Annotated in this window: 30 protein-coding genes; 14 read left to right on the plus strand and 16 right to left on the minus strand. The window is 40.5% G+C overall.

Features of this window, described 5'->3' with window-relative positions; translation table 11 throughout:
* Nucleotides 1–235: 235 nt before the first annotated feature.
* The 11 genes from QZ488_RS01370 to QZ488_RS01420 all read right to left on the minus strand — a co-directional run bounded on the left by QZ488_RS01370 (nucleotide 236) and on the right by QZ488_RS01420 (nucleotide 8,135).
* On the minus strand, nucleotides 236–511 hold the full coding sequence (locus QZ488_RS01370) for an HPr family phosphocarrier protein (RefSeq protein ID WP_293745836.1): 276 nt from the start codon (nucleotides 509–511) through the stop codon (nucleotides 236–238).
* Nucleotides 512–529: 18 nt separating this feature from the next.
* Nucleotides 530–1,375 (minus strand): RNase adapter RapZ, encoded by an 846-nt coding sequence (rapZ, locus tag QZ488_RS01375; protein ID WP_293745837.1) that lies wholly within the window; start codon nucleotides 1,373–1,375, stop codon nucleotides 530–532.
* A complete protein-coding gene (ptsN, locus tag QZ488_RS01380) occupies nucleotides 1,376–1,819 on the minus strand; it encodes a PTS IIA-like nitrogen regulatory protein PtsN (protein WP_293745838.1) in 444 nt (147 codons plus the stop codon). It abuts the gene before it with no gap.
* 34 nt (nucleotides 1,820–1,853) lie between these two features.
* Complete coding sequence (hpf, locus tag QZ488_RS01385; protein WP_293745839.1) at nucleotides 1,854–2,141, minus strand: ribosome hibernation promoting factor; 288 nt, start codon at nucleotides 2,139–2,141, stop codon at nucleotides 1,854–1,856.
* A gap of 25 nt (nucleotides 2,142–2,166) precedes the next feature.
* Nucleotides 2,167–3,660, minus strand: coding sequence for an RNA polymerase factor sigma-54 (locus QZ488_RS01390; RefSeq protein ID WP_293745840.1), 1,494 nt, complete (start codon nucleotides 3,658–3,660; stop codon nucleotides 2,167–2,169).
* A 181-nt stretch (nucleotides 3,661–3,841) separates the two neighbouring features.
* Nucleotides 3,842–4,567, minus strand: coding sequence for an LPS export ABC transporter ATP-binding protein (gene lptB, locus QZ488_RS01395; RefSeq protein WP_293745841.1), 726 nt, complete (start codon nucleotides 4,565–4,567; stop codon nucleotides 3,842–3,844).
* Nucleotides 4,567–5,115, minus strand: a complete 549-nt coding sequence (lptA, locus tag QZ488_RS01400) for a lipopolysaccharide transport periplasmic protein LptA (RefSeq protein ID WP_293745842.1) — start codon at nucleotides 5,113–5,115, stop codon at nucleotides 4,567–4,569. The genes lptB and lptA overlap by 1 nt, the downstream gene beginning before the upstream one ends.
* Entirely contained in the window at nucleotides 5,078–5,644 is a 567-nt protein-coding gene (gene lptC / locus QZ488_RS01405; RefSeq protein WP_293745843.1) for an LPS export ABC transporter periplasmic protein LptC, read from the minus strand. Before lptC ends, lptA begins: the two co-directional genes overlap by 38 nt.
* Nucleotides 5,641–6,195: a 3-deoxy-manno-octulosonate-8-phosphatase KdsC gene (gene kdsC, locus QZ488_RS01410; protein ID WP_293745844.1), complete on the minus strand. Its 555-nt coding sequence runs from the start codon at nucleotides 6,193–6,195 to the stop codon at nucleotides 5,641–5,643. The genes lptC and kdsC overlap by 4 nt, the downstream gene beginning before the upstream one ends.
* Nucleotides 6,195–7,154 (minus strand): KpsF/GutQ family sugar-phosphate isomerase, encoded by a 960-nt coding sequence (locus tag QZ488_RS01415; protein ID WP_293745845.1) that lies wholly within the window; start codon nucleotides 7,152–7,154, stop codon nucleotides 6,195–6,197. Before QZ488_RS01415 ends, kdsC begins: the two co-directional genes overlap by 1 nt.
* 24 nt (nucleotides 7,155–7,178) lie before the next feature.
* Nucleotides 7,179–8,135, minus strand: coding sequence for a calcium/sodium antiporter (locus QZ488_RS01420; RefSeq protein WP_293745846.1), 957 nt, complete (start codon nucleotides 8,133–8,135; stop codon nucleotides 7,179–7,181).
* A 514-nt stretch (nucleotides 8,136–8,649) separates the two neighbouring features.
* On the opposite strand from QZ488_RS01420, the gene QZ488_RS01425 reads away from it, so the two are divergent.
* From QZ488_RS01425 to murA, 7 genes are read left to right on the plus strand one after another with little or no spacing between them, the layout of a single operon-like run.
* On the plus strand, nucleotides 8,650–9,450 hold the full coding sequence (locus tag QZ488_RS01425; RefSeq protein ID WP_293745847.1) for an ATP-binding cassette domain-containing protein: 801 nt from the start codon (nucleotides 8,650–8,652) through the stop codon (nucleotides 9,448–9,450).
* Nucleotides 9,447–10,226: a lipid asymmetry maintenance ABC transporter permease subunit MlaE gene (mlaE, locus tag QZ488_RS01430; protein WP_293745848.1), complete on the plus strand. Its 780-nt coding sequence runs from the start codon at nucleotides 9,447–9,449 to the stop codon at nucleotides 10,224–10,226. The genes QZ488_RS01425 and mlaE overlap by 4 nt, the downstream gene beginning before the upstream one ends.
* 11 nt (nucleotides 10,227–10,237) lie before the next feature.
* Nucleotides 10,238–10,705, plus strand: coding sequence for an outer membrane lipid asymmetry maintenance protein MlaD (mlaD, locus tag QZ488_RS01435; RefSeq protein WP_293745849.1), 468 nt, complete (start codon nucleotides 10,238–10,240; stop codon nucleotides 10,703–10,705).
* Between the two features lie 3 nt (nucleotides 10,706–10,708).
* Nucleotides 10,709–11,377: an ABC transporter substrate-binding protein gene (locus QZ488_RS01440; RefSeq protein ID WP_293745850.1), complete on the plus strand. Its 669-nt coding sequence runs from the start codon at nucleotides 10,709–10,711 to the stop codon at nucleotides 11,375–11,377.
* Nucleotides 11,378–11,689, plus strand: coding sequence for an STAS domain-containing protein (locus QZ488_RS01445; RefSeq protein WP_293745851.1), 312 nt, complete (start codon nucleotides 11,378–11,380; stop codon nucleotides 11,687–11,689).
* A 29-nt stretch (nucleotides 11,690–11,718) separates the two neighbouring features.
* Nucleotides 11,719–11,976 (plus strand): BolA family protein, encoded by a 258-nt coding sequence (locus QZ488_RS01450; RefSeq protein ID WP_007622674.1) that lies wholly within the window; start codon nucleotides 11,719–11,721, stop codon nucleotides 11,974–11,976.
* 45 nt (nucleotides 11,977–12,021) lie between these two features.
* Nucleotides 12,022–13,284 carry a UDP-N-acetylglucosamine 1-carboxyvinyltransferase gene (gene murA / locus QZ488_RS01455; RefSeq protein WP_293745852.1) on the plus strand — a complete coding sequence of 421 codons (1,263 nt, stop codon included), beginning with the start codon at nucleotides 12,022–12,024 and terminating at the stop codon, nucleotides 13,282–13,284.
* Nucleotides 13,285–13,313: 29 nt separating this feature from the next.
* Here murA and QZ488_RS01460 read toward each other — a convergent pair whose 3' ends face one another.
* From QZ488_RS01460 to QZ488_RS01470, 3 genes are all read right to left on the minus strand, one after another.
* A complete protein-coding gene (locus tag QZ488_RS01460) occupies nucleotides 13,314–14,372 on the minus strand; it encodes a trypsin-like peptidase domain-containing protein (protein ID WP_293745853.1) in 1,059 nt (352 codons plus the stop codon).
* Nucleotides 14,373–14,477: 105 nt separating this feature from the next.
* The gene (locus QZ488_RS01465; RefSeq protein WP_293745854.1) at nucleotides 14,478–15,845 is read right to left on the minus strand and encodes a DegQ family serine endoprotease; all 1,368 of its coding nucleotides are present in this window, start codon (nucleotides 15,843–15,845) and stop codon (nucleotides 14,478–14,480) included.
* A gap of 67 nt (nucleotides 15,846–15,912) precedes the next feature.
* Nucleotides 15,913–16,350, minus strand: coding sequence for a DUF1043 family protein (locus tag QZ488_RS01470; protein ID WP_293745855.1), 438 nt, complete (start codon nucleotides 16,348–16,350; stop codon nucleotides 15,913–15,915).
* A gap of 184 nt (nucleotides 16,351–16,534) precedes the next feature.
* Between QZ488_RS01470 and zapE the strand changes: the two genes are divergently transcribed.
* The 4 genes from zapE (at nucleotide 16,535) to QZ488_RS01490 (ending at nucleotide 21,483) form a co-directional block, all read left to right on the plus strand.
* Nucleotides 16,535–17,641, plus strand: coding sequence for a cell division protein ZapE (gene zapE / locus QZ488_RS01475; protein ID WP_293745856.1), 1,107 nt, complete (start codon nucleotides 16,535–16,537; stop codon nucleotides 17,639–17,641).
* 140 nt (nucleotides 17,642–17,781) lie between these two features.
* Nucleotides 17,782–18,504: a YebC/PmpR family DNA-binding transcriptional regulator gene (locus QZ488_RS01480; RefSeq protein ID WP_293745857.1), complete on the plus strand. Its 723-nt coding sequence runs from the start codon at nucleotides 17,782–17,784 to the stop codon at nucleotides 18,502–18,504.
* An 840-nt stretch (nucleotides 18,505–19,344) separates the two neighbouring features.
* Nucleotides 19,345–20,397, plus strand: a complete 1,053-nt coding sequence (locus tag QZ488_RS01485) for a hypothetical protein (RefSeq protein ID WP_293745858.1) — start codon at nucleotides 19,345–19,347, stop codon at nucleotides 20,395–20,397.
* An 18-nt stretch (nucleotides 20,398–20,415) separates the two neighbouring features.
* Nucleotides 20,416–21,483: a hypothetical protein gene (locus QZ488_RS01490; protein WP_293745859.1), complete on the plus strand. Its 1,068-nt coding sequence runs from the start codon at nucleotides 20,416–20,418 to the stop codon at nucleotides 21,481–21,483.
* 181 nt (nucleotides 21,484–21,664) lie between these two features.
* Here QZ488_RS01490 and QZ488_RS01495 read toward each other — a convergent pair whose 3' ends face one another.
* Entirely contained in the window at nucleotides 21,665–22,684 is a 1,020-nt protein-coding gene (locus QZ488_RS01495) for a 5'-methylthioadenosine/S-adenosylhomocysteine nucleosidase (protein WP_293745860.1), read from the minus strand.
* Between the two features lie 184 nt (nucleotides 22,685–22,868).
* Nucleotides 22,869–23,411 carry a GTP cyclohydrolase I FolE gene (gene folE, locus QZ488_RS01500; protein ID WP_293745861.1) on the minus strand — a complete coding sequence of 181 codons (543 nt, stop codon included), beginning with the start codon at nucleotides 23,409–23,411 and terminating at the stop codon, nucleotides 22,869–22,871.
* A gap of 144 nt (nucleotides 23,412–23,555) precedes the next feature.
* On the opposite strand from folE, the gene prmB reads away from it, so the two are divergent.
* The 3 genes from prmB to QZ488_RS01515 form a co-directional block, all read left to right on the plus strand.
* Nucleotides 23,556–24,473, plus strand: a complete 918-nt coding sequence (prmB, locus tag QZ488_RS01505; RefSeq protein ID WP_293745862.1) for a 50S ribosomal protein L3 N(5)-glutamine methyltransferase — start codon at nucleotides 23,556–23,558, stop codon at nucleotides 24,471–24,473.
* A 46-nt stretch (nucleotides 24,474–24,519) separates the two neighbouring features.
* Entirely contained in the window at nucleotides 24,520–25,617 is a 1,098-nt protein-coding gene (gene aroC, locus QZ488_RS01510; protein WP_293745863.1) for a chorismate synthase, read from the plus strand.
* Between the two features lie 59 nt (nucleotides 25,618–25,676).
* Nucleotides 25,677–26,038, plus strand: a 362-nt coding sequence (locus QZ488_RS01515; RefSeq protein WP_293745864.1) for an MFS transporter, incomplete at its 3' end; no start/stop codon positions are given.

Below are 26,038 nucleotides of genomic sequence, written 5' to 3' on the forward strand. Positions count from 1 at the left end.
GGATATTGCACCAAGCCTACGAGACTTTTCGGACAATGCTATCAATACCTGCCTAGCGCCCTATAACGCAGGCAAATTTACTATGAGTTAAACGGTTTTTAATATGTTTGTGCGAAGCGTAAGGTTAGGCTTCTTTGATGATAGTTATTTCGATCTGATAGACAGCGGAAACACTGGATAGCTAGGGCAAGTCGTGGCTTTTAATAAACCTAAATTTCTACTTCAAGTTTAGTTACTACTCTTGCTCATTAAAACGAGTGGCGATTAATATTTCAACAGCTTCTAACGCAGCCTCTGCATCTTTTCCTTCACTCACAACTTTTACTTCTTTACCTTGGTGACTCTCGAGCATCATTAAGCCCAATACACTATTGGCTGAGGCTTGTTTATCACCTTGATGTAAGGTGATTTCAGCTTCAAATTTATTGGTTAACTGAACAAGTTGGGTGGCAGCCCGCGCATGCAGGCCTAACTTATTAACGATAACTACTGTTCTTTCGAAGCTAGGCATAAGTTCAGTGCACCTTAATTAGCGATTCAATTCGCGATGGCGAATTTGTACATCTGGGTGCGAATCACTAAAGGTTTTGGCTAAAATTTCGGTCACATAAACGGATCTATGTTGGCCGCCTGTACAACCAATAGCGACTGTTACGTAACTGCGATTATTCCGCTCTAAATGGGGTAACCAAGTCGAAATTAGATTTTGAATTTGCCAAATAAACTTAGTGACTATAGGTTGTGAACCTAAAAATATCTGCACTGGGGCGTCTAACCCTGTTAGGTGTTTAAGGTCAGGTTCCCAGTGAGGATTGGGTAAAAAGCGACCGTCAAATACGTAATCTGCGTCTTTGGGTATGCCGTGTTTAAAACCAAAGGATTCGAATACTAAGACCAGTCTAGAGCTTTTTTTACCTAGAATACGTTCACGTACTAGTTCAGCAAGCTGGTGGACGGATAATTGGTCTGTATCTAAATAAAGATCGGCACGTTCAGCAATAGGTGCTAGTAGTTCACTTTCAGCTCGAATAGCAGCTGACAATGACTTGTTTTGTTTAGACAAGGGATGTAAACGTCTCGTTTCGCTAAAACGTCTAATCAATACGTCATCGCTAGCATCAAGATAAAGTATGGTCATGTCCCACGTGGAGGGTAGGTAATCTAAGATTTCTACTAACTCGTTAGGATTCTTGGGTAAGTTTCGAACATCGATACTAACGGCAACTTGGTCGTATTCATCTACCACAGTGTGAGTCAGTGTAGGTAAAAGATTAACTGGGATATTGTCTACGCAATAATAACCAAGATCCTCAAGCGCGCGCAGCACTATTGATTTACCGGAGCCAGATCGGCCACTAATAATGATAAGTTTCATTTAGCTTATTGCCTCAAATAATTCTTGATCTGTTTTAGCGTTGCGCATTTTGCTCAATGTGTCTTTATTGTTAAGTTTAGTGGCAATAGCTGACAAGGTACCTAAATGTTCTGATGCTTTATTTTCGGGTACCAAAATGGCAAAAAAGATATCAACTGGCGCGTTATCTATAGCGTCATAGTCAATTGGTTGTTCACTGGTAACCACAATAGCCATAACATTTTCTAGATCTTTAAGGCGACCATGTGGCAGAGCAATGCCATTGCCAATACCCGTGCTGCCCATTTTTTCTCTGCATATAAGGCTAGACAAAATAGTGGCTTGATCGATATCCATTAAATATTGATTAGCTATTTGACTGATGAGTTCAAGTACTCGTTTTTTACTGGTGCCCTGAACTGCACATAAAGCGCAGTCAGGGTGAAGGATATCTTTAATTTCCATTATGGATTCTATTTTTGGTTAATCGTTGACGTAATTAATGACGTTTAATTTTTTCCTTGTGCTTAATCACTTGTCGGTCAAGTTTATCGATTAAAGCATCTATTGCTGCATACATATCTGCGTGTTCAGATGTAGCAAACACCTCTGTTCCACTGAGATGTAAAGTGGCTTCAGCTATTTGTTGAAGCTTTTCCACTTTTAAGATCACATGTACATTGTTGATATGATCAAAATGTCGTTCAAGTTTGGTAAATTTTGTATCGACGTAGTCTCTTAGAGAATCTGTAATATCTACATGATGACCGGTAAGGTTAATTTGCATATCGCCTCTTCCTTCTTCAATTCGCCTAGAGCAGGCTCTTACGTTGGTTGGACGGTGGAATCATTAATGATTCCCGGTATTTTGCTATTGTTCGCCGCGCCACCATAATGCCTTGGTCGGCCAACAATTGGGCAATCTTGCTGTCACTTAAAGGTTTACTCGGTTTTTCTGCTGCCACTAACTTTTTAATCAGTGCTCTGATCGCGGTTGATGAACATTCTCCGCCAACATCAGTAGCTACATGGCTTGAGAAGAAATACTTCAACTCAAAAATACCTCTTGGTGTATGCATGTATTTCTGGGTGGTGACCCGTGAAATAGTGGATTCGTGCATATCTACCATTTCAGCGACATCGTTCAACACCATTGGTCTCATCATTTCTGGACCGTGTTCAAAAAATCCCATTTGCTGCTGCACTATACAGTTGGACACCTTAAGTAGCGTTTCGTTGCGACTTTCGACACTTTTTATAAACCACTTGGCTTCTTGTAAATGTGAACGAATAAATTGGCTGTCTGAAGTGTTTTTAACGCTTTTACTCATCGCCGCATATTGCTGATTCACATTGAGTTTTGGCAAACTATCTGGGTTAAGTTCAACTGTCCATCGACCATTCTTTTTGGCCACTGATACATCTGGGATCACGTATTCAGATTCACCTGTGACAATGGCTGTGCCGGGTCTAGGATTTAGAGTTTGCAACAAACGCATGGCTTCGCGCAATTCTTCTTCTTTGAGGCGCGTTTTACGCATAAGCGTACGGTAGTCTTTGCTGCCAATAAGGTCGCAGTAATCGGTAATGAGCATCTTGGCTTCTTCTAACCAAGGTGTGTCTGGCGCAAATTGTCGTAGTTGTATCAATAAACATTCTTGTGCACTGCGTGCGCCCGATCCAATGGGATCAAACATCTGAATACGCTTAAGTACTACTGCAACTTCATCCAAATCAATATCTTCGTCATCCATACTTGCTAGTACTTCTTCGATACTGATTGTCAAATAACCTGCTTCATCGATAGAGTCGATAATTGCCATCGCTATTGCAATATCGGTATCGCTAAAATGGGTTAAACGCATTTGCCAAAGCAAATGGTCTTGAATGTTGTCTGTAGTTTCGCCTTGAAATACTTGGTCGTCGTCGCCTGCAGAGCCAGCACTGCTCATTGATGCTGGGGCTGATGAAGCACTGAGGTATTCATCCCAAGTACTGTCTAGAGGTAAATCTTCTGGTATGTCATTGTTTTGCAGGGCATCGCCGCTTTCGACACTGTCTGCATTGACTTCACTTTGCTCGATAGTGTTATCTTTGCTGTCTGCACTGTGGTTAGTTTCAAGTGCCTTTTCGCCGTTACCGCTATCATTTTGTTCGTCTACTTCTAACAAGGGATTAGAATCAAGGGCTTCTTGAATTTCAGTTTGTAAATCCAAAGTAGACAACTGCAAAAGCTTAATCGCTTGTTGCAGTTGCGGTGTCATTGTAAGTTGTTGGCTAAATCTTAACTGTAAAGAGGGTTTCATTCACTTCTTATGTTTAATCTGTTGTTGTTGTTATAAACCGAGTTAAACTCTTCATTCTAGAAATTACAGCTATGTTGTCGACGTTGTCCTACCTCAATCATACGTATACTAAATACTCATGAAGTCGCGTGCTTGACGGCTTTGCTGAAATCCCAATAATTTGAATTAATCTTGAATCTAACTATAGCTTGAATTGTTCACCTAGGTATACATCTCTTACACGCTGATCACTTAAAACTTGTTCTGAGGTGCCAGATGCTATCAATTCGCCATGACTAACTATATATGCTTTTTCACAAACGTCTAAAGTTTCGCGTACATTATGATCGGTAATTAATACACCGAGACCTCTATCTCGCAAGTGCTGAATTATTTTTTTTATGTCGTTAACCGAAATAGGATCGACTCCAGCAAAGGGTTCGTCTAACAATATAAACTCTGGATCAGCTGCTAATGCCCGGGCAATTTCTACTCTTCTACGTTCGCCTCCAGACAAACTCATACCTAAACTATTACGAATATGGTTGATATTAAATTCGTCTAACAGTGAGTCGGCTTGTAGTTCTCGTTGTTCTTTGGATAACTCTTTTCGGGTTTGTAAAATCGCCATTAGATTTTGATACACAGTTAACTTTCTGAATATCGATGCTTCTTGTGGTAAATAACCTATGCCTTGCCTTGCTCGCACATGCATCGGTTGCAGCGTCAGGTTTTGTTGGTCAATAAAAATGTCACCTTTATCTAAAGGTACTAGACCAACAATCATATAAAATGTGGTGGTTTTGCCTGCGCCATTTGGCCCTAATAAACCGACTATTTGGCCGGTCTCTACTTCAATGCTGACATCACGCACTACTTGTCTCGATTTATAAGACTTGGCTAAGTGTGAGGCTTTTAATATTGCCATTAAGGTTGTTCTTCCTGTTGATCTGCTTCAGGCTCTTTAGGTTTGGATACAGGCTGGAAAGTGGTAATAACCCGGCCACTTTCTTGATCGCTACCTTGGGCAATAATTTGTTCAAGTTCCATATTAAATTTGATCGACTTGCCCTGCACACTACTGGAATTTTGCTGTATCTGAGCATTGCCTTCTAAAGACAAAGAGCGAGTTTGACGGTGATATTCAATCTTATCTGCCTGTGCAGTGACGATACTGCCGTCTTCTTGCTGTTGAGAATATTTAGCTGGACTGCCAGTGGCAATAAAAATTTCATTACCTTCACCTTTACTTGCATCAATCTCTAATTCATCGGCACTGACTTTTAATGAACCTTGCTGAATGACAACGTTACCTTGATAGGATGCTCTTTTGGCGATGCCATCAGCATTTTGATAAAGGGAAGCTAGCTCAATTTTTTTTGTAAAATCATCTTTCCCAGCATGACTACTAGCCGAGAATAACAACGCAGTTAGTAAACTAGCGCGGTATAGACGGTTGGTAAACTGTTTTAACATGGTCTAATAACTCATATCTTTGGGTTTCTAGGCTAGCGGTAAAGCCATTACTGTTTATCACATAATTGGGGCCAACAATCTCGACCGCCTGATCGGAATACATGGTTTTGTCTGCTAAGTTCACTTCGACAAAATTGGTACGAATTACTTGCACATAGCCTTGTTCATCAAGGCTAGTGATTTCAACGTTAGTCTCAAATTGAATACGCTGATCTTCATATAATGTGCCTTCCTGAGCATCTACTTTCCAAGGGTGTAACGATTGTGCAAATAATAAATAACTGGGTTGTTTGAATAAGGTAAAGCCAAGTAGGTCAAAATTCTCCATCTTTTGCGCAAACACCTGATGATTTATTTGGCCCAACTTATCATACAATGTACTGCGCATTTTACTTGCTTGGTAATTCGGGATCCATGCTTCTTCTGTTTGTGAATCTACTTTAACCTCTTCTTTGGAAAGCCAGCTAGGCAGACTCAAACCTAAAGCCAAAATAAATAACAGAATAATACATAGGGTAACGCGATTCATATACTGGCGCCGTGAATGTTATCTAACTTCCCATGAGCCAAAAGAATCAAATCACATAATTCACGTACCGCGCCAAAGCCACCTTTAATCTGAGTCTGATAATGTGCTTGTGCGGCTAAAAAAGGGTGCCCATCTTGTACACACACATTGCATTGCGACACTTGATACATACCTAAATCTGGCATGTCATCACCAATTGTGGCGGTTTCATTTATAGTAACAGATAGAGTCTGTTGTAGTGCTTGTAAGGCGGGTTGTTTGTCTTCACAACCTTGAATAATATGTTTTACGCCAAGGGCTGTCATTCGTCGCTCTACCATATTTGACTTACGCCCAGTGATAACGGCAACTTGAACACCAATTTTTTGTAAGGCTTTGATCCCATAGCCATCTCGAGTATGAAATGCTTTGAGTTCTTCCCCTCCTTGACCCATGTAAATACGGCCGTCGGAAAATACACCGTCTACATCACAAGCCAATAGTTTTATTTTCTTTAATTTCATGAAGATTGTTTCATCAATCGATCCGTAGGGAGTATCTATTGTAGACATTAAATAATCCCTGCTTGCAGTAGTATCTGCATATTGATAGCGCCAATTGGTTTGCCGTTGGAATCGGTAACAAACAACGAGCTTATTTTGTGTTTTTGCATCAGCTTTAGTACCTCAGCCGCTAACATCTGGGGCTTGGCGGTGATGCTATTGGGCGTCATAATTTGTTGGATTTGAGTTTTATGGATATCAATTCTATCGTCAAGCACTCTGCGCAAATCACCATCGGTAAATATGCCTAGTAATTTACCGTTATTATCAATCACTCCAGCCATGCCTAGGGCTTTTTGTGAAATCACTAATAAAACTTCACGTAATGTTTGTTGACCTGATACTAAAGGTAAGGACGGTTTTTTGACCATTATGTCTTCTAGTTTAAGCAACAGTTTTCGGCCTAATGAACCGCCTGGGTGAGATAAAGCGAAATCTTCAGAAGTAAATCCACGTGCGTCAAGCAATGCAACGGCCAGTGCATCCCCCATCACCAAAGTGGCTGTTGTGCTTGAAGTAGGAGCAAGCCCCAGTGAGCACGCTTCCTGTTCAACTTTAATGCAAAGGTTAATATCTGCATATTTGCCAAGGGTACTTTGAGAATTGGAAGTCATGGCAATAATAGGTACACCCATACGTTTTACCACAGGGATCAAAGCCAAGAGCTCGGCTGTTTCGCCGGAATTTGAGATAGCTAACAAAATGTCTTGTTCAGTAAGCATACCCAAATCGCCGTGATTTGCTTCTGCAGGGTGCATAAAAAATGCTGGCGTACCTGTGCTGGCAAGTGTGGCCGAAATTTTGTGGCCAATATGACCTGACTTACCCATTCCGCAAACAATCACTTTACCTTTGCAAGGTAAAATTAACTCGCATGCTTGGACAAAAGAATCATCAATATATTGGGCCAATTGAGTGATAGCTCGTTGCTCAATTTCCAATACTCTTAAAGCAGATTGTTTAATCATAGTGTAATTCTAAGTGCCGCTGTATTAACTAAATAACAAATATTGATAGGCCAAGAAGCAAGATATTAAACCTAAACCTTCAATGCGGTTAATACATCTGCTTCCTTTTAAATTAAAACTAAATAGAACCAGTAACATAGTCAGACCAAGCATCACATAACTATCGCGTGTGGCTGCGTTTTCGTCTATCGCACCAGGTGCAATTAACCCTGGCATAGCCAGTACCGCTAACAGGTTGAAAATATTAGAGCCAATTATATTACCTAATGCTAAATCATCTTCGTTTTTCAATACTCCTGCAATACAGGCCGCCAACTCTGGCAAGCTTGTACCAATAGCGATAATAGTTAATCCAATGACTAATTCACTTAAACCAAAATATCGTGCGATTATTTCAGCTGAACCCACCATAAAGTGGGCACTCAGTGGCAGAAGTATCATGCCTATTACTAACCACATTACTGCTTTTGAAGTGGGTACACCTGAAGGAATTTCACTTTCTGTTTCGGATTGTAAAAGATCGTCTTTCCCCATATTGAAAGATATCCAAGTAAGCCCGCCTATGACCGTAAAAAACAAAATGATCAAGATGATGCCTTCTTGCCTTAACAATAAAAAATCAGACAAAAAATAAACCGCTAGTAAACTCACTAGCAATAACACTGGCATTTCTTTTTTCAGAGTACCCGATGCAATGGATAGAGGTTTAAGTAATGCGGTTAATCCAAGCACCAACGCAATATTCGTTATGTTTGAACCAAGAGCATTACCTACGGCTGTATCTGTGTTGCCATTAAGTGATGCAGTGGCAGCTACCATAATTTCAGGCGCAGATGACCCCATAGCGACTATGGTAAGACCAATTATCATAGGCGATACGCCAATATTCTTAGCTAAGGCTGATGCGCCAAAAACAAACCTATCTGCGCCCCAACTTAATACAATAAGCCAAATCAAGAAAAAACAAGCTTCTAAAATCACAAAATTTCACTTCTAGTTGAATTACGTTCAATTGTCGCAAAAAGCTAAGCCTTTGCATATCAATGTTAAAATAAATTAGTTGCGTAATATTTTTGCGGGTTTAAAGGTCAATACCCATACCGCCTCTAAATGTGTGCTTCAAAATAACTTGAACACCTTAAAACAAAGTACTTTAAACTCTCGCTGAATTTAGTATTTTGAAGTGTATGGGTATAAAGACAACATATATACGCCCAACGGTGTTGATATATGCACCAACTATGATGAAAACAAGTATGTATAATGTAGTTGATTTGTTTTGGGTAGTGAATAAAGCAGTAAGCTAGACCCTGTCAGCTACTATTTATGGTTAGTGTTAAGCTGATATTCAGCAATAGTTGTATTAAATCGTATATACCTTGTTACTTTTTGTCTTTGTTATTTTATACATAAAACTAATATAATAGGGCTCCTTAATGTTGGGTTGTTTTTTATACTTAGCTCGATTAACCAAAATTGGAATGTTTCTATCTAAATGGAAAATTTGATTGAAATTAGCAATCTAACCTTTAGCCGTGGTGGTCGTATTATTTATGATGATATTTCACTACAGATTCAAAAAGGTAAGACTACTGCTATTATGGGCCCCAGTGGCATTGGTAAAACGACTATGCTGCGTTTGATGGGTGGCCAATTGATACCTGATAAAGGTGATATTAAGTTTAAGGGCGAATCTATCCCTAACATGCGGCGTAACCGCTTATTTGAAGTGCGCAGACAAATGAGCATGTTGTTTCAAAGTGGTGCCTTATTTACTGACATGTCCGTATTCGACAATATTGCCTTTCCGTTGAGGGAACACACAAAATTATCTGAATCTATTATTCATACTATTGTTTTGTTGAAATTACAGGCTGTAGGTTTAAGAGGTGCAGCAGATTTAATGCCTGCTGAGTTATCAGGAGGTATGGCGCGCCGAGCTGCACTGGCAAGAGCTATTGCCTTAGATCCTGAGTTGATTATGTATGACGAACCATTCGCCGGCCAAGATCCTATTTCAATGGGAGTATTGGTAAAACTGATTAAGGCATTAAATGATGCTTTGCAGTTGACCAGTGTGGTGGTGACCCATGATGTAAATGAAGTATTAACTATTGCTGATTATATTTATATTTTGGCAGAAAAAAGGGTTATAGGTAGTGGCACCCCGGAACAAATTAAAAATAGTGACTCACCGTTAGTGCAACAGTTTTTGCAAGGAAAAGCAGATGGACCTGTACCTTTTCATTATCCTGCGAATAGCACTGCTCAGGCTTTTTTGGGTAGCGCATCATGAAGTGGTTTATAAATTTAGGCGCGAATACCCTTAATCGGCTAGAAATGTTTGGCCGCGCTACTTTTATGTTGTTTGGGGCGATTGTTGCCAAACCCCAACCTTTAAAAATGATTCCGCTGACGATTAAACAAATACACGTAGTAGGTGTGCAGTCACTACTTATTATAGTGGTATCTGGACTATTTATTGGCATGGTGATGGCTTTACAAGGCTACACCATATTAGTTGACTATGGTGCTGAGGGCAGCCTTGGTCCGATGGTCGCGTTATCCTTATTAAGAGAGTTGGGCCCAGTAGTCACAGCTTTATTATTTGCCGGGCGAGCAGGTTCGGCACTGACCGCTGAAATTGGTCTAATGAAAGCCACTGAACAACTCAGTAGTTTAGAAATGATGGCAGTTGATCCATTGCGTAGAGTCATAGCACCGCGTCTTTGGGCAGGTATTATTTCTATGCCAATGCTGGCACTTATTTTTAGTGCGGTTGGCATATTAGGTGGTCACTTAGTAGGTGTAGATTGGTTAGGCGTAGATTCAGGTAGTTATTGGTCTATTATGCAGGCCACAGTTGATTGGAATAAGGATGTGGTAAACGGCATCATAAAAAGCATTGTATTTGCATTTGTGATTACTTGGATCGCCACATTTAAAGGATACGATTCTATCCCCACCTCTGAAGGGATAAGTAAGGCAACAACAGAAACAGTGGTGTTTTCTTCGTTAGCGGTACTTGGGCTAGATTTTATATTAACCGCATTAATGTTCGGAATTGAATAGAGGAAATGGCAATGAAATCCAAAAAAGCGGAATTATTGGTAGGCGTATTTGTCGCCTTAACGATAGCAGCAGGTTTAATGTTGGCACTGAATGTTGCCAATCAAAGTATGGCGAGCAGTGAAGATAGTTATATTTTATATGCTAAATTCGACAACATTGGCGGTTTAAAAGTGCGCTCAGCGGTCAAAGTAGGTGGGGTGACAGTGGGTAGAGTAGATAACATTACGCTGAGCAATAGTGACTTTACCCCATTAGTGACCATGAGTATTTCTACAGAATTCAATCAATTCCCAGAAACCAGTTCGGTATCGATTCTTACCTCGGGTTTGTTAGGAGAGCAATACATAGGCTTTCAACCTGGTTTTGCTATTGATGGTGTTGAAAATTTGGCTCAGGGTGACTACATAGAAGACACAAAGTCAGCATTAGTGTTGGAAGATCTAATTGGTCAATTTTTATTTAGTAGCAACGACGGATAAGCTATGACGTTAATTGGAGAAAATAACGTGATAAACAAATGGGCACTTTTACTGTTAAGTGGGATATTACTTTTTTGTTCTGGTCTAACCCAGGCTGAAGAGATAAATCCTTACGTAATGTTAGAGGAAGTGGCAACCAAAACTTTTAGTAGAATAAAGGAAGAGCGTCAACTCATCGAAGCAGATCCAGAGCTGTTACGTAAGGTGATGGAAGAAGAATTGTTGCCTTACGTGGATTACAACTTTTCTGCATTAAAAGTGTTAGGCAAACATTACAAGAAAGTACCTCGGGAGAAAATTCCAGAGTATATCAGTGTGTTTCGCTCATATTTAATCACTACTTATGCTTTGGCTATGGGTTACTACAATGGTCAAGACGTTGAGTTTCAACCTGTTCGAGATGTCACCGACGAACGAACAGTGACCGTAAGAGCGGTAGTAAAAGAGCCCGGCAGACCAGATATCAACTTGGCTTTTAAGTTACGTAAAAATAAAAAAACCAATGAGTGGAAAGCATACGATATGGTTGCTGAAGGCATCAGTCTTCTATCCAGTAAACAAAGTGAGTTTGAATCTATCTTGCGAAAAGATGGCTTACAAAAAGTCATTGATATGATGAAAAACACGGTCAATAAACCTATTAATATTGATCCAGAAAAGAAAGGAATCTAGGTGACTAAATTGAAAGTAGTTGAGTCACCTAAGCATTATTTCCAGCTACAAGGTGAATTCAACCGTAACACTATCCCTAAATCAGAAGCCTTGGCTATTCTTCAGCTAAACAATCAAGCCACCAGTGGTCAGGTCACAACCCTTGATATGTCGGGTGTGACTCATTCTGATACGGCCGGATTAGCCTGGTTGATGAACTTTTTGAAGCATAACCATCAACTGAATGTTCAATTAGAACTTAAAAATATTCCAGAAACCTTGAGAAACCTTGCAAAAATAAGCGACGTAGATAGTTTTTTATCGGTACAATAGCCGATTATTTTTACTCATCTGGACTTGTCATGGATAATCAACAAATTGAAGCGCTTTTGCTCGAAACATTAGGCTTAGCCGAAGCTCATGTGAATGGTGATGGCTCTCATTTCCAAGTCATAGCTGTAAGTGATCAGTTTGCAGATATGAGTCGAGTTAAAAAACAGCAGTTCGTTTATGCGCCTTTGGCGGCAAAAATTGCTGAAGGCAGTATGCACGCAGTTTCCATTAAAACCTTTACCGAAAGCCAATGGAAACGCGAGAAGATGTTTAATCTTCCCCAATAGTATCCCCAAAAAAATCATCCTAGTAACATCGAATAGAGTGCATTCATGGACAAATTAATTATCGAGGCATGCCCGCCACTAAATGGAAGTGTGACTATTTCAGGCGCTAAAAATGCTGCATTACCTATTTTGATGTCAAGTATCTTAGCTGACTCCACTTGTTATTTTGATAATGTGCCTGAGTTACGAGATATACATACTAGTTTATCTTTGCTGAGTGAATTAGGTGCCAAAGCATACCGCCAAGATGGTCAATCTGTGGTGATTGATCCGAGTCATATAAATAACTTCAATGCGTCCTACGATTTGGTCAAAACCATGCGCGCATCCATTTTAGTATTGGGGCCTCTTTTAGCTAAATTTGGGCAAGCCAATGTGTCTTTGCCTGGAGGGTGCGCTATTGGTGCCCGTCCCGTGAATTTACATTTGCAAGGCCTTGAACAAATGGGCGCTAAAATTGATGTCGATAGTGGTTATATACGGGCTTCTGTTGATGGAAAGTTACGTGGGGCAAACATATTTATGGATGTGGTCAGCGTGGGTGCGACAGAGAACCTTATGATGGCGGCTTGTTTGGCCCAAGGCGAAACCATTTTGGAAAATGCAGCAAGAGAGCCGGAAATTGTTGATTTAGCCAATTGTTTAAACGCTATGGGTGCCAAAGTTTCAAATGCTGGAAGCGATAAAATTACCATTCAGGGAGTGACATCTTTATCTGGATGTCGTTATCGCGTATTGCCAGACAGAATTGAAACAGGTACGTTTTTGATTGCAGCAGCGGTCACAGGCGGAAAAATTCGCTGTGAACAAGCAGCCCCTAAAACCCTAGAGGCAGTGCTAGATAAATTGTCTAAAGCCGGCGCTAAACTGACTGTTGGTGATGACTGGATTGAGTTGGACATGACCAATAGACAACTTAAAAGTGTTGATATCAAAACGGCTCCACACCCAGGCTTCCCAACTGATATGCAAGCGCAGTTTGTTGCGCTTAATTGTCTAGCTGATGGAACCGGTGTGGTCACTGAAAATATTTTTGAAAATCGTTTTATGCATGTGCCTGAATTGCAACGAATGGGCGCGGAGATATCCTTACAAGCCAATAGCGCAGTATGTGATGGCAAATCTACTTTAAAAGGTGCGCAAGTCATGGCAACCGATCTGCGGGCTTCGGCAAGTTTAGTGATTGCTGGGCTAGTTGCTGAAGGGCAAACTACAGTCGATAGGATTTACCATTTAGACCGCGGGTATGAACACATAGAGACAAAGTTAAATGGATTAGGCGCCAATATTAAACGGGTAAGAGGGTAACTCAAAAGTTACCCTCTATATGATTGGTATTACTGTAACTCTGCCACTATCATGTTTAATTTTAAAATGGTGCCATCTCTGTTCACTTCAAAAATGATGGTTTTGCCCGGTTCTGTATTTGCAATGTAATCTAGGGTTTCGCGAATACTGACCACTGGAGTGCCATCAACCGATAGAACAATATCTCTAATCTTCAATCCTGCTAAGTCGGCTGGATCTCCTGAGACTATACTAGTAACCATAATCCCAGTGCTGTTTGGTCCAACCTGTTGTTGTTGTCCGACAAAGCCCAATGCACCACGAGTGACCTTACCTGTGGCGACAATTTCGCTGAATACTTTATTTGCCAATTCATAGGGTAGGGCGAAAGACACACCATCAACCGATTCAACTCTGTTACGGCCAATACGCGTTTTAAAACTCGCGTTGTTAATACCGACTAAGAACCCCTCACTATCGACCAGTGCACCACCAGAGTTACCTTCGTTAAGTGCCGCATCAGTTTGAATATAATCGAAATACTGATTGAGTTCATTGTTACTTATACGGCTAACGATGCCCTTGGTTACTGTTTGTCCTAAGTTGTAAGGATTACCTAAAGCTAATACCACATCACCTACTAAGGTTTTGGGATTATCTAGTTGAGGTATAGGATGCAAATTTTCCGCAGAAATACTCAAGACTGCTAAATCTGTTATTTGGTCATAGCCAACAATTTGAGCTTCTTCGAATCGACCATCTTGGAGTAACACCATTATTAACTTGGCGTTAGCTATAACGTGATAACAAGTCAAAATGTAACCGCTTGAAGTCATAACTACGCCTGAACCCAAACTGTTACGCTCGACCGGACGTCTGCGATTGTAACCAGCGCTGTCAATACTCGTACTGTATATATTAACTACTGCTGGCCCAGCAGCATTTACCGCTGGATTAAAACTGAGTTTTTTTGAGCTTTCTTGTTCAGTGAATAAAGTCAGTGGCAGCCCGCTACCTTCTCGTAAATCAGGTACCAACAACAATATAATCGATGAAATGATCACGCCAATAAGGATGGATTTTAGTAAAAAAGATAAGGTTTTTAGCACAAGCAGTAATTAAGTATTTTTACATCAGATGATTTGAATAATAGCATTGAAATCAGGGAGTTGATAGCAGCACTAGTGTTTAGTGCTGCTATCAATGGTCAGTTTTTATTGACGGATTACCAAATATAAAGAGGAAATACCACGTTTAACATTTAGCGCGATGACTCCTTTTGCCTCTTCTAGCTCTGTGCGTAATTGCAAAACAGTATCCACTTTCTTACGGTTAATACCGATTATAACGTCCCCATCTTGTAAGCCAATCCGATTAGCAGGGGAGCGTGATTCAAGCTCTGAAACGACTATGCCTTTATCGCCTTGTTGAGTTATGCCGTTAGTTAAGGTTGCACCTTCTAAAGCAGGGTGTAATTCTTTGGCAACCACTACATTTTGGGTAGCATCACCGAGTACTACATTTACTTTTTCACGTTTGCCTTTACGTAAAACTGTCAATTCAAGTTTAGCGCCGGCACCTCTGCTAGCTACTTTTGCTCTTAGCTCTTGGAAGCTAGCAACTGATCTGCCGTCAATTTGGGTAATGATATCACCCGCTTGAATGCCGCCTTTTTCCGCTGCAGAGTCTGGCGATACTTCACTTACAAATGCGCCTTGGTTGACATCTAGGTTCATCGCATCAGCTAAGCCAGAATCAATGTCTTGACCCATAATGCCGAGTAAACCACGGCGGACTTCACCAAATTCAATAATCTGATCGACCAAACTTTTCATCATATTGCTGGGTATAGCAAAACCAATACCGACATTTCCGCCGTTAGGTCCAAAAATAGCCGTGTTAATCCCTACTAATTCTCCACGAAGGCTGACTAAAGCTCCACCTGAATTCCCTCGGTTAATCGCAGCATCAGTTTGAATAAAGTTTTCGTATCCACCTATATTTAAACCAGAGCGTCCAAGCGCGCTAACAATGCCTGAGGTAACTGTTTGATTCAGACCAAAAGGGTTGCCAATAGCGACAACAAAGTCACCTACTCTTAACTCGTCAGAATCTGCCAAAGGCATAGAGGTTAATGCATCTGGATCTATTTTTAGCAGTGCAATATCACTTTGTTCATCAGCACCTAATTTTTTGGCTTTGAATTCGCGACCGTCGGTTAGCTTAACTGTAATTTCATCGGCGTTGTCTACAACGTGATTATTCGTTACCACGTATCCTTTTTTGGCATCGATAATGACACCCGAACCTAACCCTTTAAAAGGCCTTTCTTGTACTTGTTCATCTGTACCTCCAAAGAAATGTTTAAACATTTCGGGTACACGTTGACGTGATACTTGGGTACCTTCAACTGAAATGCTGACAATTGCAGGCGTGGCTTTATCTAACATCGGAGCAAGGCTAGGTACCTCACCTTTATCATTTGAGAAGAAAGGTAAAGCAGCGTTAGACACTAAAGTGACCGACATACTTGCCACAACGATGCAACATGCTACAAAAAAACGATTAACTATTTTATTCATCGATTATCATCTCCAACATCAATATTTAAAAACAATACAAAGACTATCTAAAAACTGAGAAAGTTCATTACTTGGTTTCTTTAACTTGGGCCTCTTCTTGACCTGAGAACAGTCCAGAACTTTGCGAAGAAAAATCTAATGGTTGTATATCTGCATTCGATTTTACCCGAGATGGTTTCGCACTTTTATTACGTAAATAAGCCGTAGTGTGTTCACCGAAATAATTCAGTGAGCTACCATCTGGCATGGCCTGCTGGCTGATTAGTAGCTGTTCATAACTTTCAATCTGCTGTTTTAATGAGGCTGATTGAGCAATTAAACTGTCTGCAATTTGTTTAGTTTCTTGCACATGCATAGTCGCCTGTTGATTCATTAATTCTTGAATTGTTTGCTCTTTTGCCGCTTCATCCGGTGTACTTTGTTTCTCTGTACTGAAATATTTAGCAACAAAAAAGCCAATGATTCCGCCAACAAGCAATAACAATAACCCTACTAACCAATCCATAACCACTCCTATTTCTAAACTGATATCTACTCATCTACACCGTTACTATTTAATAATTTATAGCGTAATGAACATGAGCAAGCCTGCAATATGCGTTATTATACGCTCAGCATTTTCAATTCGGTCATTTTATTTGTATTCAAGTGTTAAAAACACACATTAGTCAAAGGAACAGCAGCAAAGAATGATTGAGTTTACGCCATGGCAAAAATATCAAAATGATTTACAAGATCCTGAATTTCTATATGATGCCGCCCAAGAAAATGCGGTAAAGGAATTACAGCGTCTGTATGACGAATTAACCCATCCCGAGCAAAAACTGACGTGGCGAATTAAGCTACAGAGTACGTTCGGTAAAGGGATGCGTAAACCTAGTATCCAAGGATTATATTTTTGGGGTGGAGTAGGGCGTGGGAAAACCTATTTAGTTGACACTTTTTATGAGTGTTTGCCTTTTGAAAGAAAGATGCGTGTTCATTTCCACCGCTTTATGCACAGAGTGCATCAAGAATTGAAAGTCCTAGAAGGTCAACCAGATCCGCTAGTAACAATCGCTAAAACATTCGCCAAAGAAACAAGAGTGATTTGTTTTGATGAGTTTTTTGTCTCTGACATTACCGATGCAATGATTTTAGGCACCTTAATGGAAGAGCTTTTTGGCCACGGTATCGTGTTAGTTGCTACTTCAAATATAATACCTGACGACCTTTATCGTAATGGTTTACAACGAGCACGGTTTTTACCAGCGATTGAATTAATCAATGTAAATACGCGTATTGTCAATGTAGACAGTGGCGTAGATTACCGACTTAGAACTTTAGAGCAGGCAGAAATTTTTCATTACCCATTAGATGAGAAAGCCATTCAAAATTTAGATAAATATTTTGCACAACTGGCCCCAGAGCTGGGCACCAACAATCAAGAAATAGAAGTCGAAGGTCGGATGATCCCAACCTTGCATTATGCTGATGGCGTTGTCATGTTCGAGTTTCGCGCGATTTGCGATGGCCCTCGTAGCCAGAGTGATTATATGGAATTAAGTCGCCTCTATCACACTGTACTCATTGCCAACGTAGAACAAATGGGGCAGGCAACAGATGACATCGCACGGCGTTTTATTGCTATGGTAGATGAGTTTTATGAACGCAATGTGAAATTGATTATGTCAGCGGAGGTGTCGATGGAAACACTTTATACTGAAGGCCAACTTAATTTTGAATTTAGGCGCTGTTTAAGTAGGCTAAAAGAAATGCAGTCTCATGATTACCTTGCATCACAGCACATTCCTTAAATAAACCTATTTAGGTCATTTGAGAAAGCAAAGACCTTAGAATCGAATGGGTTTTGTTATCTACTTAGAATATCGGTAAAATCCTGTACATTAAATCTAATCGAGCCGGTTGCTCGACATTATTAGAAGAGAAAAACTCAATGGGAAGAAAGTTTGAAGTACGTAAAATCTCCATGGCAAAAACTGCTGGAGCAAAAACTAAAGTCTATTCTAAGTACGGCAAAGAAATTTATGTGGTTGCCAAAAATGGAGGTACAGATCCTCAGGCAAATCTAGCTCTGCGCAGACTGATCGAAAAAGCTAAAAAAGATCAAGTCCCCAGTCATGTCATTGATAAAGCCATTGATAAAGCAGCGGGAGGCGCGGGTGAAGACTATGTGCCAGCTCGTTATGAAGGATTTGGCCCAGGTGGCTGTATGGTGATTGTTGACTGTTTAACCGACAACAACAACCGTACTATAACGGATGTGCGTAATTGTTTTACTAAAACCGGCGCTAAGTTAGGTGTTGAGGGAACAGTAGGGCATATGTTTGATCACCAAGCGGTATTCGCATTTAAAGGTGATGATGAAGATGCAGTATTAGAAACTTTGATGGAAGCTGATGTTGATGTCACCGAAGTTGAGGGAGAGGACGGCGTAGTAACCGTATATGCACCACATACTGAATTTAATAATACTCGCACCGCCCTAACTGAAAATAACCCTGAGATTGAATTTGAAGCTGAAGAAATTACTTTTATCCCACAAACTGAGTCTATTGTGAGTGGCGATGATGTAGCGACTTTTGACAAATTTATGGATATGTTGGAAGACTGTGACGACGTGCAACACGTTTATCACAATGCAGTGGTAGAGCGTTAAGTTGTTCCCAGTAAATAATATGTTTGATGAAAGCCCTCTTTGAAGAGGGCTTTTTTGTTTGTGTTGGATGTCTGTTAAGAGCGAATTATAGTCAAACGATTAAGTAACGGTGACAATCGCCTATACTGAGAGCGCAGACGGTGACAACCTCTCGTCTATTCTCCGTCATTCCCGCGAAGGCGGTAACCCCCAATAACAACTGAAAAATTTCTAAACACCTTGTTTTCATCATCTTAAAAGTTAGTGGGATTATGATTCTGTTGTGGTGTTTTTAAGCGATCTCAATTGAAGTTACGGGAATTAACAGGAGGTTCCCGCCTTCGCGGGAATGACGTGTAATAGCTTGTAAATCCTCACTACCTGCTATTTGTAATCGTTAAGTAAGTGGTTCACCAACGGCAGGTAATGGCACTTAGCCGAAGTTCAGCTTAGAGCTACCAACAGACATACAGCTCCTATTATTCCAAGCATTAAGTTTCCACTAGCTACCTAATGATGTTTAGTCACTTAAATAAAAAAAGGCAAATTTGTCAAAATCTTCCCGCCCCACAACGCAGAGCACTGTTTGTTTTAAAGATTGACCGAAAAGTACAAACATTTGTGGACACAGTGCAAACAACTTTAGGGGGCCTTTGCTACATTTACCACAATAGGCAGTTGCCTCTTCACTTTTCGTTATAAATAACGAAACACCAATAGCGGGCTCCGAATAAATTTGGTATCAAATCTTATTGCTCTGTTACAGGACGGGGTTGCTTTAGAGCAGCCAAGTAATATTAACTATGTTATAAATGACGAGTTTACTTTTTATACAAATTCGACAGAGAAGGAATTACTCATATGAATAAACCAATGGTTTTAGTAATACATGGAATTGGTACGCATAAACCTGGTGAAACAAAGAAAGCTATTGCTGATGGGTTAAATCAAGCAGCTAAAAACTTTGGATTATCAGATTTTGACGTCAACGATAAAGTTGAATTTTTTCAATTTAATTACTCTGACTTTCTTGATGAAATCAGACTTAAGGATGCTAAAAAAGCGGGAGAATTAGTTGACCATTTATCGCTTCTAAAAGGTCGTGGACTGGGTGAAAAAGCAGCCTCAGAGTTAGTAGAGTTTTTTTCTGAAGCAGATGAAGATAAGTTTTTCAACACTCATTGGCTGGATGTGATTTATTACGGTTTAATGTTTTGGGGCGAAAACATTCGTGTAGATCTCGCAAAAAAAATAAATGACTTAATGATTGAGCGAGAGCAAGGCAATAGAAAGCTTCATATAGTAGCGCATAGTTTAGGTACTGCAGTGTTACATGACACTCTTGCAAAACTGTTTAGAAAAGATACCGATATAACCTCAAAAGTTCCTCACTTAGATGTCGACCGCTTTAAGATTGATTCTATTTGGACAGTCGCCAACGTAAGTAGGCTCGTTAATCTATTAAATGATATCGCCGACCCAAATGAATCCATCGTAAGTTGCGACAGTGATGGATGTACAAGCGAATTTTATAACATAAAAAATGAATTTGACCCCTTTACTTGGTTTAAAGAATATAAACGACCGATAAACCAAAGTGGCAGGCATATTACTGTTAAAACTGTCAGAGAAATAGATACTCATGATCTTAAGGAGTATATGGAAGCCCCGATAGTCGCAGAGGCTTTTTTATCTAACGTGCTAAATATATCTGTTACCGACGAACAATACGCGCAAGGTACTACTAAGCATGCCTCAACTAGTATCAATTATAGTTACAAACAACTTAAAGCCACTTTTGATAATCTGCATCAACAAAATGAACCGATGGATAAATTCAAAGCTATTTTGGCTATTGTAGAAGCCGCAGATTCATTCCAAGAAAAAATAACAGACATGATGGACCAAGCTTAAACGTTAAGGAAAACCAATATGAAAAAGTATCTTTTAGTGGCACTGGCCTTATTAGTGGTCAGTACTAGCCATGCAGACGAAAATGATATCAAGTTGAGATGTGAGTATGACAAAAATTATTTTGATAACTACCCAACTCAACATAATTCATTACAAAATTTAGCGAAAGCTTTAGGTCCAACGCTGTGTAAAAACGTATTACAAATCACCGACGAAGAAATAAGCTCTTTTGAAAACGCGTTAACTGATTATGCAGTTTTTGCTAATGCAGATATTAAAAATACATTCCCTGAAGAGATATTTACTGGAGTAAGTAATATTGCTCAATTATGGGAAGAGCAGCTTAGAAATTATAAGGCGACGTTTGATTATTTAAATCCCATATTATTTGGTATGAATGATCTAGGGCCAGGGGTAGGTAAAGACCGTTTTAACTTTAGGGTCAATCTCACACCGCATTCGCAAAACTACCTTGAAATGAAAATTGACAGAGAACAAAAAAAATCCTGTAAAACCTCAAACAAGGATATTGATTGCCAAAATGCGATTGACAGTTTAAATAATGCCATTAAGCCAGCCTTCTCATTACTCAATTCAGAACTTTTAGAAAATAATGGAAAACTATTAGGTCAACTTCAAAGTGACTGGAAATCCTTTATTAAAGAGGCGCGATACCAAACCCCTTTAGATGTTTGGTTCACCACTGTTATTCAATCCGATAAATTTAATGGTGCTGACTTAACTGGGCCACCTACCACGCAGTGGTTTTTGTTACGTCCTAGTCTTGTTTATGAGCATGTAAAGGAATTAGAAAAAGGTAATAGAGACCAAGTAAGTGTCGCTTTGGAATGGGTAGGTATGAATTGGTGGAAAGAGGGTATTGGATTTTCGTTTACTAGTATTTATAACGACAGAGCTGAAACTAGCGCTGTCGGACACGGCTTCACACTTCACATTAAAAATAAATACAGTATTGGTTATGTTCATCGAAAAGATAAAAATGGGGGGGTCTTCTTAAACTTAGATTTACTAGAAGTATTTGGTGAAAAAAAGAAAGTTTATAAAAAGTATAAAGATTATTTTTGAGTAGAAATAAATGAGGTCTGAGCCGATGAAATGTCTGTATTTGACCTGAGACAGCTTATTTACTACGAATCCTAAGCGTTTAATTTTGATTAAAAAGCTGAGCTTTTGCTCAGCTTTTTTAAATCATTAGAATTGTTTAATAATATGCAGCGGTAAATGCCCACGTACCTATTTAAAAATGCTACTGAGCCTTTTGCGCAATAACAATTTGGTCGAGTAAACCAATCATCAATTTTGTGCCTGTTCCAGACGCAATGCCATCAAATACATTTTCAACATTTTTGCCGTGTTGGCCGCCTGCTAAATCACTAATTGAACGAATTATTACCCAGTCTACGTCGTTGATAAAACAGACTTGGCCCACCGCAGCAGATTCCATTTCAGTCACTTGAGCATTGTAAACCCGCTGTAACCAATTGCGGTACTGAGCGTTATCAAGAAACACCGAACCTGTTACGCCATTTCCGCCTACTTTGATTTGGATGGGGTTGCCTGAAGGCATATTGATTGGGCTGACGGCTTTAACGGCTTTTTTAGCCAGTTCGATTAATTCAGTTGTAGCTGTGAAATAGGGCATTTGTCTAGGTTTATCCCAGCCCTGTTTAACTATTGTCATTTCTTCTGGGTGAATATAGCCAAAGTTCTCATACGCGGGCGAATGGGGATCTTGTTTGCGTCTTTCTTTGTATTTCTTCTGTGCATTTTCGTAATAATCAGGCAATACAAAGCTGCCGGCTCTTTTGGGATCAGGATTCACATACACGGATTCATCGTGGAAATACCAGCGTTCTGGTACAGCAATGTCTCCTGGTTGAAAATCGGGATTGACGGCACCAGCAATACCCATCATGACTACTCGGTCAATTGGAAAATAATCCAATGCCATCTGCATCGTCATAGCCGCATTAGGTACGCTTATACCTGTGGTAAATATCACCACTGGCTCTCCCTTGTATGAACCCAGTTGGTATTTGACTCCCTTGATGGTTAGCGTTTGAGTGATCTGAGCATCTGCAAGTTGACTGAATGCTTGATCAATGGCTTTAATTTCTGGGGCATAGGCGGCAACAATAGCGGTCCATTTATTTTCTACCGAAAATTCTTTTGGCCCATAGGCATGAGTATTTTTTGCATAAGCAGTGTGGGCAAATAGCAAGTAACTAAAAAGAACAAAAAAATGAATGGTGTTTTTTTTAAACATAGTGACTTTCTCTTTAATGTAACGTGTTTATGCCCTTTAAAAGTGCAACGCAATAGTCAATCTTCGGTCAAGTCCTGATTATTTAACCTTGACTGCACCAGCATAGAGAGCTTTATGTCTCAGGCAGTAACGTATGGGAAATCCATGCCAATAGTTGTTGGCATGGATTTCATCAACTAAAAATTTATTTACCAATTAAGCGAAGGAACTCGTTACGAGTAGCATCAGATGTGCGCATAGAGCCCAACATTACTGAGGTGATCATCGATGAATTTTGCTTTTGCACGCCGCGCATCATCATACACATGTGTTTGGCTTCTATAATCACGCCGACACCCGCCGCACCCGTTACATCGCGAATCGTTTCTGCAACTTGCACCGTTAATTGTTCTTGAATCTGTAGTCGGCGTGCAAACATATCCACAATACGCGCTATCTTCGACAAGCCCAAGACCTTACCCGTTGGAATATAGGCAACGTGTGCCTTGCCAATAAAGGGCAACATATGGTGCTCACACATCGAATAGAGCTCAATATCCTTAACGATGATCATTTCGCTCGAATCAGAGGGGAACAAGGCACCATTGACCACAGTGTCCAGATCTTGTTGGTAGCCTTGGGTCAGAAAGCTCATCGCTTTGGCCGCGCGGGCGGGGGTATCGAGCAAGCCGGGGCGCTCCAGATCTTCGCCGATGGCTTCAAGGATTTTGGCAAACTGCTCTTTCATGGGTTTTCCGTGTTTGGTTGTGGCTAAACTACGCTAAAGGCGCAGTAAGTTACGATATGATGAGAGGCAGGTAAAGCTTTTTTTGGGTGTTATTCACGCGGCAGGCCAGTACAATGGCGGTCTCAATTTAAGGGTGATTAAGCAGTGATTGAACGACGTGAAGCACTTCTGAGCGAACTTATTAGCGTCAGAGACTATATTCGTTGGGGTGCCAGCCGCTTTGGCGAGGCGGGACTCTTTATGGGACATGGTACCGACAATGCCTGGGACGAAGCTGTTCAGCTTGTTCTCTTTGCCTTGCATTTGCCCCAAGATAGTGGCCGTGAAGTATTGGACGGACGCCTTAGCCTATGTGAGCGCAAAGCGGTTATTGATGTTCTCTCGCGCCGTATCAGCGAGCGAATTCCTGCGGCCTACATTACCAACGAGGCTTGGTTCTGTGGCCAGCCTTATTTTGTCGACGAGCGTGTACTGGTACCTCGTTCGCCTATCGCAGAGCTTATCGACAACGAATTTGAGCCTTGGTTGGCCCAGGAGCCTGCTCGAATCCTGGATCTCTGCACGGGTAGCGGTTGTATTGGTATTGCATCGGGTATGATATTTCCTGAAGCAAATATTGACTTGGTAGACCTCTCAGAAGAGGCTCTTGAAGTTGCAGCCATTAATATAAAGAAACACGGAGTAGAAGACCGAGTACACTTAATTCAGTCTGATTTATTCCAAAATGTAAGTAAAAAGTATCAACTGATTGTTTCTAATCCTCCTTATGTTGATGCTAAAGATATTTCAGAAATGCCGGAAGAATTTCATCAAGAGCCAAAGATGGGCTTGGCTGCAGGTATTGACGGGCTGGATATTGTTCACCGTATACTTAAAGATGCACGACAATATATGACTGATGATGGCCTGTTAATTGTTGAAACTGGAAACAGCTGTGATGCATTGGATGACGCTTACCCTGAAATTCCTTTTACCTGGATAGAATTTGAGTTTGGTGGCCATGGTGTATTTATTATCAGCGCGGCAGAGCTAGATCAATATCAAGGTTTTTTTAAGGGTTAATACAAAGCTTAAACCAAAAACTTAATTATGAAAAAGAACGAATACTATGTCTGGTAATACATTTGGAAAATTATTTAGCGTAACAACCTTTGGAGAAAGTCACGGCTTGGCTTTAGGTTGTATTGTTGATGGCTGCCCTCCAGGTCTGGAGTTGAGTGAAGAAGACCTTCAACGTGACCTTGATAGAAGAAAGCCTGGTACCTCTCGATATACAACTCAGCGCAAAGAGGCTGATCAGGTAAAAATCTTATCTGGTGTGTTTGAAGGGAAAACGACTGGTACGCCTATTGGTCTTGTTATTGAGAATACCGATCAGCGATCTAAAGATTATTCTAATATTAAAGATACCTTTAGACCCGCTCATGCTGATTACACCTACATGCAAAAGTATGGCACACGAGACTACCGTGGTGGCGGTCGCTCATCTGCAAGAGAAACTGCAATGCGGGTCGCAGCAGGAGGGATTGCAAAAAAATTCCTTAAAACGCGTTTTGGTATAGAAATAAAAGGCTACTTATCACAGCTTGGTCCAATAAAGATTGATAAAGTTGATTGGGATGAAGTGGGTAATAACCCCTTTTTCTGCCCTGATGTTGATAAGGTTCCAGAAATGGAAACTTATATGAAAGCGTTAAATAAAGAAGGCAATTCTGTTGGTGCAAAAATCGTGGTGGTTGCGAGTAATGTGCCTCCAGGCTTAGGTGAGCCAATATTTGATCGTTTAGACGCTGAATTAGCGCATGCATTGATGAGTATTAATGCAGTTAAAGGCATAGAAATTGGCGCCGGTTTTGACTCCGTTGCCCAGAAAGGGACGGAACACAGAGATGAAATGACCCCAGAGGGGTTTTTATCTAATCATGCTGGTGGCATTTTGGGGGGGATTAGCACGGGGCAGGATATTGTTGCTAGCCTTGCATTAAAACCTACATCAAGCTTGCACCTAGCAGGTAAAAGCATTGACATTAACGGTAATCCGATTGAAGTATCAACTCACGGCCGACATGACCCTTGTGTGGGTATTCGTGCTACACCTATAGCAGAAGCGATGATGGCTTTAGTTTTAATGGATCACTTTATGCGAAATCGTGGCCAGAATGCGGATGTTCATTGTGCGACACCTGTTATTCCCCGTTCTGTCTGAATAGGTGCTGAATAAAGCGCTGAAAAGAGCCTCCCTTTCCGAAGGGGGAGGCTAAGATCATGTCACTCTACTTTAAATTATCCTCTTTTTACTTCTTTTATTTTGCCTTATTAGGTGGCTTCGCTCCGTACTGGGGTTTATATCTTGAAGACACCGGTTTCAACTTAATTGAAATTGCACAAATTACTTCGATATTGATGGTAACTAAAGTGCTTGCTCCCAACGTATGGGCTTGGGTGGGAGACCACTATGGTAAACGTCTTGAATTGGTAAGGTATGGTACCCTTTTAACACTACTTTTTTTTCTGGCATTCTATCTTCACACCGGCTTCTGGTGGTACGTGCTTGTGATGGCTTTATTCAGCTTCTTTTGGAATGCTGTACTGCCACAGTTTGAAGTAATCACTTTATATAGTTTGGG

Origin of the sequence: uncultured Paraglaciecola sp. (assembly GCF_913020055.1) — a bacterium.
Taxonomy (GTDB): Bacteria; Pseudomonadota; Gammaproteobacteria; order Enterobacterales; family Alteromonadaceae; genus Paraglaciecola.